Source organism: Roseibium sediminicola, assembly GCF_023156505.1.
Classification (GTDB): Bacteria; Pseudomonadota; Alphaproteobacteria; order Rhizobiales; family Stappiaceae; genus Roseibium; species Roseibium sediminicola.
In genome coordinates this window covers 155,717-163,267 of record NZ_JALNMJ010000014.1, presented here as the reverse complement: position 1 = coordinate 163,267, position 7,551 = coordinate 155,717, and the positions used below count along the sequence as shown (strand labels likewise).

Annotated in this window: 8 protein-coding genes; 1 reads left to right on the top strand and 7 read right to left on the bottom strand. The window is 62.8% G+C overall.

Annotated elements, in window-relative coordinates; translation table 11 throughout:
- Window positions 1–505: 505 nt before the first annotated feature.
- Genes M0H32_RS19265 through M0H32_RS19255 form a run of 3 tightly spaced genes read right to left on the bottom strand, consistent with a single transcriptional unit; the run spans window position 506 to window position 2,070 of the window.
- A complete protein-coding gene (locus M0H32_RS19265; RefSeq protein WP_248156808.1) occupies window positions 506–949 on the bottom strand; it encodes a DUF3052 domain-containing protein in 444 nt (147 codons plus the stop codon).
- 9 nt (window positions 950–958) lie between these two features.
- The gene (locus M0H32_RS19260; protein ID WP_248156806.1) at window positions 959–1,195 is read right to left on the bottom strand and encodes a hypothetical protein; all 237 of its coding nucleotides are present in this window, start codon (window positions 1,193–1,195) and stop codon (window positions 959–961) included.
- A 53-nt stretch (window positions 1,196–1,248) separates the two neighbouring features.
- Window positions 1,249–2,070: an enoyl-CoA hydratase gene (locus tag M0H32_RS19255; RefSeq protein WP_248156804.1), complete on the bottom strand. Its 822-nt coding sequence runs from the start codon at window positions 2,068–2,070 to the stop codon at window positions 1,249–1,251.
- A gap of 224 nt (window positions 2,071–2,294) precedes the next feature.
- Between M0H32_RS19255 and M0H32_RS19250 the strand changes: the two genes are divergently transcribed.
- Window positions 2,295–3,059 (top strand): DUF1194 domain-containing protein, encoded by a 765-nt coding sequence (locus M0H32_RS19250; RefSeq protein WP_248156803.1) that lies wholly within the window; start codon window positions 2,295–2,297, stop codon window positions 3,057–3,059.
- Between the two features lie 22 nt (window positions 3,060–3,081).
- Here M0H32_RS19250 and M0H32_RS19245 read toward each other — a convergent pair whose 3' ends face one another.
- From M0H32_RS19245 to M0H32_RS19230, 4 genes are all read right to left on the bottom strand, one after another.
- On the bottom strand, window positions 3,082–5,115 hold the full coding sequence (locus M0H32_RS19245) for an ASKHA domain-containing protein (RefSeq protein ID WP_248156802.1): 2,034 nt from the start codon (window positions 5,113–5,115) through the stop codon (window positions 3,082–3,084).
- Window positions 5,116–5,405: 290 nt separating this feature from the next.
- Window positions 5,406–6,359, bottom strand: coding sequence for a methyltetrahydrofolate cobalamin methyltransferase (locus M0H32_RS19240; RefSeq protein WP_248156801.1), 954 nt, complete (start codon window positions 6,357–6,359; stop codon window positions 5,406–5,408).
- Window positions 6,360–7,253: a methylenetetrahydrofolate reductase gene (locus M0H32_RS19235; protein WP_248156800.1), complete on the bottom strand. Its 894-nt coding sequence runs from the start codon at window positions 7,251–7,253 to the stop codon at window positions 6,360–6,362. It abuts the gene before it with no gap.
- On the bottom strand, window positions 7,246–7,548 hold the full coding sequence (locus tag M0H32_RS19230; protein ID WP_248156799.1) for a virulence factor: 303 nt from the start codon (window positions 7,546–7,548) through the stop codon (window positions 7,246–7,248). The genes M0H32_RS19235 and M0H32_RS19230 overlap by 8 nt, the downstream gene beginning before the upstream one ends.
- Window positions 7,549–7,551: the final 3 nt, after the last annotated feature.

The window sequence follows — 7,551 nt, the reverse complement described above, 5'->3', positions numbered from 1 at the left end:
CCGGCTCAAAACGCCTTGGCCCTGGCTGGCCAAGCTGTGCCTTCACAAGCCGCACAAGCTGGCAGCCGTGGCGCTGGCCAACAAACTAGCCCGCATCGCCTGGAAACTGATGGTCAGCGGCGAGACTTACCGCCCGCTGTCACCAAAGTCTAAACCGGAACACGCCTGAGGGCAGACAAAGGACCCGCGTCAACGCCTGACCGGAGCGACGCGAGACAGGAACTTGCAAGGGAAGATGGAAGAGGTGTGTTCGGTCGAGCCGAAGTGGACGGGAAACTCCGTGGGACCCAGTGGCGGCGCAAGCGCCGACATCGCAATACTGTTTGGAACCCGTCCGTCGCGGAACCCATCTTGGCCAGCGGTCATAAGACCCGCAAAAAAAGGCCGTACATATGACCGCGTCCGAAACATCACAAAATCTAACCTTGCAACCACGGGGCCGTCCACATATGGGTCCCGGCTCTTCGCTTCGCTGCGGCCGGGATGACAATCTGGGGAATGGCTCTTAGTGCGCGGCCGCCAGCTTGTCTGCCTGCTCTTTGCGAAGCTCCTTGCGGATCACCAGCTTCAAGCCGGACCAGACTGTGTCGACGGCGCAGACCTTGATGTCGACAAGGCCCATCGGCAGGCAGATTTCGCGCACGATGTCCTCGGTGACGGTTGTCGGCACCTTGCTGGCTTTTTTCGGCCAGGACACCCAGATCATGCCATCCGGAGCCAGCAAGTCACGCAAGCCGGACAGTTGAACGGCAAGGTCGTCGCGTTCCGTGACAAAGACGTGCGCGCAGTCGAGACCGGGCGCGGCCGATGGCATGAGTGTTGCCGTGGGCGCCTGCGCGTCGAGCAACTCGGCGATCGCTTCCGGCATGTTGTGCCGCCAGCAGGTCATGCCGGGTTTCAGGCCCAGTTTTGCCGACAGGGGACGGCCGGAATAGCCAGCTTGTGCCATCAAAAATACCTATTCCGGGATCTCCAGCCCGGCATTTTGCAATTGCCTGAGCGCGTTCCAGTCTTTCGGTCTGGCTTTCAACTGAAACCAATTGCCGTTTCGTTCAACTAGCCATTTTCGGCGCAGCTGGAAAAACCGGTTTTCAGTTGTGTTCGATTGATATTCATAACCGCTTTCGCAACCACTGCAATTGCAGATAGCGAAAGTCTCGGCTCCGGTCTCGTCAAAGGCTTCGGTACCGGCCAAGCCGCAGACCGGGCAGAGTTCAAGCGACCTTCCCACCAGACGGACCGACAAAATCAGCTGTCGGTCCAGTCCGGCTTGCGCTTCTGCAGAAAGGCGGAAATGCCTTCTTCCGCGTCGCGGGCCATCATGTTTTCCACCATGGTCGCGGCGGCGAAGTCATAGGCTTCCGACAGCGGCATTTCCAGCTGGCGGTAAAAGGCTTCCTTGCCGATCTTCAGCGTCTTGGAGGATTTGGAGGCGATCACCTCGGCGTATTTCTGGACGACCTGTTCCAGATAATCGCCCGGCACGATCCGGTTGATCAGGCCGAATTCCTTGGCGGTAGAGGCGTCAATGCTTTCGCCGGTCAGCAGCATTTCCATCGCCTGCTTCCGGGCGACGTTTCTGGACAGGGCCACCATCGGCGTGGAACAGAACAGGCCGATATTGACGCCCGGCGTGCAGAAGGTCGCCGTGTCGGTGGCGATCGCCAGGTCGCAGGAGGCGACCAGCTGGCAGCCGGCGGCGGTGGCAACTCCCGTCACCACGGCGATCACCGGCTTGGGCAGGCGCACGACCTGCTGCATCAGATCGGAACATTGCCGCATGATCCGCTCATAAGTGGCCTTGCCGCCATCGGCTTCGCCCCGCGCCGCGGTCAGCTCCTTCAGGTCGTGGCCGGCACAAAATACCTTGCCTTCGGCACCGAGAAGCACCACCCGCACCGCCGGGTCGTCGGCGGCCTTTTGCAGTTCCGCGGACAAGGCCGTCATCATCTCCGTCGACAGCGCGTTCATGCGTTCCGGACGTTGCATCACGATCCGGTAGACGCCTTGGTGCAGAAGCGTCGCCAGCATCGGTTTTTCGATCTGGTCGTTGGCCGCGGTGTCTGACATGAAGAACTCCCTAGCGTCTCACATTTTAAGGTCTTTATAGCGGAACCGGGCAGGGGCGCGAAAGGGGGAGCGCACCGGGAGTGCCAATCGATCACAGATCGTTTATCGGGCCAAATTCTCTCGCTGCTGGCGGATCTCCGCATTTGAGCTATCCTTGACCCATGTGGAGGCCACCGAGGTTCCGGTTTCTTGTCGGCGCAGTCTCTCTGCTACTGGCGCCCGTCTTGCCCGCCGCAGCGCAGGAACAGGTGGACGTTGCCCTTGTGCTTGCCGTTGATGTCTCCCGGTCCATGTCTCCCGAAGAACTCCAGATCCAGCGTCAGGGCTATGCCGCAGCCATCGCAAGCCCCGAGGTCGCCCGGGCGATCGAACTCGGTCTTCACGGGCGGATCGGGCTGATGATGTTCGAATGGGCCAATGAAAGCCACGCCCGTGAAATCGTGCCCTGGTCCATCATAGAGACCGGAGAAGACGCCCGGGAGTTCGCCGACAAGGTCTTGAGCGACCAAACATTCGGCCAGCGGCGCACATCCATCTCAGGCGCCATTCGCCATGCCTCGGCGCTGCTCGCCGACGTGCCCTACGATGCCGACCGGATGGTCATCGACATCTCCGGGGACGGACCCAACAACCAGGGGGCTCCCGTGACGCTTGCCCGCGACGCGGCTGTCGAGAGCGGTTTCATCATCAACGGCCTGCCGCTGATGACCAAGGGCGGCATCGGCTTCCAGTTCAATATTCCGGACCTTGACGAATATTACCGGCGCTGCGTGATCGGCGGGCCGACCAGTTTCGTGATCCCGGTGGTCGAATGGGCGCAGTTTCCGGACGCGGTCCGGCGCAAGTTGATCCTGGAGATCGGCGGCCGGATGCCGCCCGAGCCTGCAAGGGTGATCAAGGCGCAGATCACCTTCGACAAACCCTATGACTGCCTGGTCGGCGAGAAGATCTGGCGGCGGCTCAGGGAACAGTATTTCTGGGACCCTTGACCGTCTGAGCCCGCAGGCCGCGTCAGCCGCGCCGCCGTCTGCGCCGGCGCTCGCCTCCCGCGCCTTCACCCTCGTCAACGGTCTTTTTGGCAGGCAGCTCGACCGCGGCGCGCAGGTGCGGGAACGGGTCGACCTTGTTGGGCAGGGCCATGGCGTTGACGAAATGCTCCTGGAACTTCGGTTCCAGCGCCGTTTCGATCTTCTCGATGTCACGCACGGTCTGCTCGATCTCGCGGCGGTGTCCGCGGTTGAGCAGCGCCATGCGGGCGCCTGTGCCGGCGGCGTTGCCGACACCGGAGACGCCGTCCAGCGGACAGTCCGGGATCAGGCCAAGCACCATTGCGTATTGGGGATCGATATAGCTGCCGAAAGCGCCGGCAAGGCGGATCCGGTCGAGCTTGTAGGTGCCGAGCTTGTCCTGCAAGAGTTTAACCCCGGCGTAGAGCGCGCCCTTGGCCAGCTGGATGGCGCGGATATCCGTCTGCAGGATCGAGATTTCGACGTCTTCGTCCGCGATCCGATAGGAGAAGGTGCGGCCCCTGGCCTGGACGCGGCTGGTGCGCGCGGCCATCGACCCGTCGATGACGCCATCCTCGGTGATCAGGCCGGCGAGATACATTTCGGCAACGGCCTCAATGATGCCGGAGCCGCAGATGCCGGTGACACCGACACTGTCGACCTTTTCGGCAAAGCCTTCTTCATTCGACCACTCGTCGACACCGATCACCTTGAAACGCGGCTCGAGCGTTTCCTTGTCGATGCGGATGCGCTCGATGGCACCGGGTGCCGCGCGCTGACCTGAGGAAATCTCCGCGCCCTCGAAGGCAGGGCCGGTGGGCGAGGAAGCGGCCAGAAGCCGGTCCTTGTTGCCGAGCACGATTTCAGCATTGGTGCCGACGTCGACCAGGAGCGTGATCTCGTCGAGCTTGTAGGGGCCTTCGGCCAGTGTTGCCGCCGCCGCATCTGCGCCGACATGGCCGGCTATGCAGGGCAGCATGTAGACCCGGGCGCCGGGATTGAGTTCCAGGTCGAGATCGCGGGCGTTCAGCACCATGGCGTCGGAGGCTGCGAGGGCGAAAGGCGCGCCGCCCAGTTCCACCGGGTCGATGCCGAGGAACAGGTGATGCATCACCGGGTTGCCGACAAAGGTGGCGTCGAGCACGTCGGAGCGCTCCGCGCCGACATCGCCGACCAGCTTGTCGACAAGCGCGTTGATCGCCTCGCGCACGGCCCTGGTCAGGTCCGGCAGTTTCGACGGGTTCATCTGCACATAGGAGACCCGCGACATCAGGTCTTCGCCGAAACGGATCTGCGGATTGGAGGTGCCGGCAGAGGATACGGTGCGGCCGTTCTGAAGATTGCAGAGATGCGCGGCAATCGTCGTGGAGCCGATATCGACGGCAAGACCATAGACAGCCTGTTTTTCGCCCGGCCACAACGCCACCAGCGTGGGCAGGACGGACCGGTCCTGGTGGATCGCGGCCGTGACCTGCCAGTTGCCCTTGCGCAGGATGGCCTGAACCTTGGGCAACAGGATCGGATCGAAGGTCAGATCGGCGAGCCTGGTCTTTTCGATCAGGGCTTCGCGCAGTCGGTCGATGTCGCCGCGCGGAGTTTCCATGTCCGGTTCGGGAAGGGAGATGGTCACCAGAGAGACGGCGCTGTCGGCGTCGATCTGGCGCGCCTCGGCGCGCTTGCGCACCACCTGGCGGTTGGTCTGTGCGTCGGTCGGCACGTCGACCACGAGATCGCCGAGGATCTTGGCCTGGCAGGACAGGCGCCGGTCGGCGGGCAGGTTGCGCAGGCTGGCATAGCGGTTTTCCGCCTCGGTCGCGCCTTCAAGGTTCTCAGCCGCGGAGGTCAGGTTTTCCTTGGCGAAAGTGCCTTCGGACACGGAAATCTGGCAGCGCCCGCAAATGCCGCGCCCGCCGCAGACCGATTCCACATAGACCCCGAGGGAACGGGCGGCATCGAGCAGCGGCGTTCCCACCGGAAAATGCCCCCGGCGTCCGCTCGGCTGGAAAACGACTTTGGCGTGTTTGACTGGCTCGGTCATGTGGACTGCGGCTCTTGAACCTAACGAGATTTTCCATTTCGGAGTTTCGGCAAGATCACCCCCACCCCTGATCCCTCCCCACCAGGGGGAGGGGGACTATGCACTGCTTGTGGGTCCACTGTCGAACATGGACCAAACTCTGTTCCCGCGATTGAAAGTGAGCCTCTCAACGCAGAAAACCCCTCCCCCTTTTCGGGGAGGGGATTGGGGTGGGGGTCCCATCCTGGATATGGTGGAAGGCCACCCCGTTTGCGGAGGGGAGAGAACCGCAAACTGCTAAGTTATGGTCCTCAGACTGCGCGACGTGCGGCACGGCCGCCGCGGCGGCGGCCACCCGCGGACGCTCCACCCTCGGCCGGTGCCGCGACTGCGCCCGCTGCTGCCGGCTGGTGGTCGCGGTAGGTCATGATCCACTCCTGACAGTTCGGATCGGCACCGTTCAGGACGTTGGCGGCGCGCACGGCTTCCATTTCCTGCGGCCGGCACGGGTTCATGATCGCAGAGGTCATGCCGGCGCCGATCACCATCGGAATGAAGCCGGCATTGATGCCGTGGCGGTGCGGCAGACCGAAGGAGATGTTGGACAGGCCGCAGGTCGTGTTGACCTTCAGTTCCTCGCGCAGGCGGCGCAGAAGGCGGAATACCTGCTGGCCGGCCGTGCCCATGGCGCCGATCGGCATCACCAGCGGGTCGACGACGATGTCATGAGCCGGAATGCCGTAATCGGCGGCGCGCTCGACGATCTTCTTGGCGACCGCGAAGCGCACATCCGGATCCTCGGAAATGCCGGTCTCGTCGTTGGAAATGGCCACCACCGGCACATTGTATTTCTTGATGAGCGGCAGGATGGCTTCCAGCTTTTCCTCTTCACCGGTCACCGAATTGACCAGCGGACGGCCCTTGGCGACTTCCAGACCAGCCTGGATGGCAGCGGTCACGGATGAATCGATGGACAAGGGAACGTCGACAAGCTCTTGAACAATCTCGAGAGTTTTCACCAGCAGCGGCGGCTCGGTTTCGTTCGGGTTGACGGCGGTCACACCGGCATTGACGTCCAGCATGGTGGCGCCTGCCGCGACCTGGGCGAGGGCGTCGGCCTTGACGGTCTCGAAGTTGCCCTCGGCCATTTCGGCCGCCAGCTTCTTGCGGCCGGTCGGGTTGATCCGCTCGCCGATGACGCAGAACGGCTGGTCGAAGCCGATGATGATTTCCTTGGTGGCGGAGGCGACGACGGTGCGGGTCATTTATGCGCTCTCGTTGGCTGTCAGGGTTGAAGTGGAGGTTTGAAAGGACCAGCTCCCACGGCCATGCAGCCAGTTGGCGGTCTTTTCGATGCCACCGAAGGGATAGACGTGGATCTGGGCAAGCTGGGTGCCGGGCTGGCTGACAACGCGGTTTTCCAGCGGCTCGACCATGGTGTCGGGATCGTAGCCCGCCAGCATGGAAACAACGGCGCCGCCGCGCTTTTTCAGGAAGTTAAGTGAGTTCTCGACGCCGGCAAAGGCGGCGAATTTCAAAAGAGTGGTCATCTTGGCCGGGCCGGCAACGCCGACATGGACCGGGAACTGGTTGCCCCACTCACGCAACTCGTCCAGCCACAGGCTGACCCGGTGCGGGTCGAAGCCGAACTGGGTGACGATCCGGAATTCGGCATCGCTTTCGGCCGCCAGTTCATGCTTGCGCATCAGGAAGGACTTGATGACGTCCGGCTTGATGTCGGGCGCGCCTTCCGGGTGGCCGGCGACGGCGATCTTCTTGATGCCGAGCTTGTCGAAGAGGCCCGTTTCCAGAAGCGCGACGGAAGAGGTGAGCGGACCGGACTTGTCGGCTTCGCCGGCAATGGTCAGGACCTCGGTGACACCGGCTTCCTGGGTCAGGCGGGTGATGCGGCGCTCGAACGCGGCCATGGACGGATAACGGCGGGCCGCCATGTGGGGCACGGCGGTCAGCTTGTTGTCGCGCAGAAGACGGGCCGCCTCGACGATCATGTCTTCGGAACAGTTGCCCAGATCGGTGACATAGACCTGTGCACCTGCCGGAATGTGCTGAAGCAGTTCGGTCTTTTCGACCACCTGTTTCGGCGACATTTCGGTGGAGGCGGGAAGCCGCCCATTATCGAGCAGGCGCTGTTCAGTCATGTTCCGTTCCTCCACTAGCGAGCAGGGTCTTCAACCGCTCTTTTGGATACGCCGCCACCAGGTCGGCGAGGGCCGTATCCGCTTCCGTTTCCAAGTCGTCGGAGACATCCACCGGGTCTGTGCGGCGCCACTCCGCCATATAGGCGTCGCTATCCTTTGCCCCGATCCGCATGGCGCAGGCATCGATCGCTTCCATGAACATCGCCGGCAGTTCCCGCCGGGCCGATTTGCGGCCCTTTTTCACCAGGATCTGCGCCGGAATGTCCCGCCAGTAAACGATGATCTTCTGCGCCATGGC

Coding starts and splice junctions, on each gene's coding strand:
- M0H32_RS19245 (WP_248156802.1), bottom strand. CDS start 5,115: ATGACCGAGCCAGTCAAACACGCCAAAGTCGTTTTCCAGCCGAGCGGA.
- M0H32_RS19235 (WP_248156800.1), bottom strand. CDS start 7,253: ATGACTGAACAGCGCCTGCTCGATAATGGGCGGCTTCCCGCCTCCACC.
- M0H32_RS19255 (WP_248156804.1), bottom strand. CDS start 2,070: ATGTCAGACACCGCGGCCAACGACCAGATCGAAAAACCGATGCTGGCG.
- M0H32_RS19240 (WP_248156801.1), bottom strand. CDS start 6,359: ATGACCCGCACCGTCGTCGCCTCCGCCACCAAGGAAATCATCATCGGC.
- M0H32_RS19265 (WP_248156808.1), bottom strand. CDS start 949: ATGGCACAAGCTGGCTATTCCGGCCGTCCCCTGTCGGCAAAACTGGGC.
- M0H32_RS19230 (WP_248156799.1), bottom strand. CDS start 7,548: ATGGCGCAGAAGATCATCGTTTACTGGCGGGACATTCCGGCGCAGATC.